At 59.7% G+C, this 1,410-nt stretch carries 1 protein-coding gene; it reads left to right on the forward strand.

Features of this window, described 5'->3' with window-relative positions; all coding sequences use genetic code 11:
* The coding region (locus tag ACSSVY_RS22750) for an IS1634 family transposase (RefSeq protein ID WP_454272318.1) at positions 1 to 1,330 on the forward strand (1,330 nt) is incomplete at its 5' end.
* Between the last annotated feature and the right edge of the window lie 80 nt (positions 1,331 to 1,410).

The raw sequence follows: 1,410 nt of genomic DNA on the forward strand, positions 1-1,410 counted from the left end.
CGAAGCGCTCGTCCGGGCGATGGTATTCAACCGGCTCTGCGACGCCACGAGCAAACTGGGATGCTTGCGCTGGCTCGACACGGTGGCGATGCCGGCAATGCCGGAAACCGTGACGCATCAACATCTTCTGCGCGCGATGGACGCGTTGATAGACAACACCGAGGCTGTCGAAGAAGCCCTGGCGCGCCAGATCAGGCCGCTTGTGGACCATGACCTCACAATGATCTTCTATGACCTGACCACAGTGCGTATCCATGGCGACGCCCGCCTTGAGGATGACATCCGCGCCCTCGGCATGAACAAGGAAACTGGCGGCATCGCGCGGCAGTTCGTGCTGGGCGTGGTGCAGACCGCCGATGGCCTGCCTCTCATGCACACAGTCCATCCCGGCAATGTGTCTGAAACCAAGACCTTGCAGGGCATGGTGCAAACGGTCCTGCAGCGCTTCCCCATCCAGCGTATCATTCTGGTGGCGGATCGCGGCCTGTTGAGCTTGGACAATATCCACCACCTGACAGACATCGCCGATAAGGATGGGCGCAAGCTTGAGTTCATCCTGGCTGTGCCTGCCCGCCGCTATGGTGATCTGGTGGAAACCTTTCGGGGGTTTGACTTCAGGACAGGTGACGGGCTGCGAGAGGCCAGCTTTGAAGGGCACCGCCTGATTGTCGCGCATGATGCCGCCCGCGCAATCGAGCAGGGTGAGGCTCGCCGCGCGAAGATCAGTGAGTTGGAGGCCATGGGGAACACCATGGTGACCAAGTTGGATGCACAAGATAAGGGAAGGAGCTCAAAAGGGCGGCGCGCCTCAGATCGGGGGGCCTATAGCCGATTTGTCCGTGCCATCGCCGATGCCGAGCTTGTGCGCTTCATCAAGGCTGACTTCACTGCCGATCGGTTCAGCTGGGAGGTCGATGAAGAGGCAATCGCCCGAGCCGGCCTCTTTGACGGCAAGCTTGTCTTGCTGACCAATGTCCCCGAGATCACGCCGGCTGATGCCGTCGCCCGCTACAAGGCGCTGGCAGATATCGAGCGCGGCTTTCGCGTGCTGAAATCCGACATCGAGATCGCTCCAGTTCACCACCGGCTGCCAGACCGCATCCGCGCCCATGCCCTGATCTGCTTTCTGGCGCTCACCCTTCACCGCGTCATGCGGATGCGCCTGAAAGCCAAGGGCCACACTGCGAGCCCCCAGATCGCCCTCGATATCCTGTCGCACATCCAAAAACACACGGCATACGCTGGAAGCCGCAGCTTCCATGGAATAAGCAAAACCACACCGGAGCAACTGGACCTCTTCGAAACACTCAACCTGCCAAAACCCACCTGACAGCGCACGTGTTGTAACATTTTCGGCCATTCGGCCTGAATGAAATCAGTTGCTTATCGGTTTTGCTGTTGAACTTGGGC

It is taken from the genome of Roseovarius sp. MBR-51 (genome assembly GCF_053628575.1).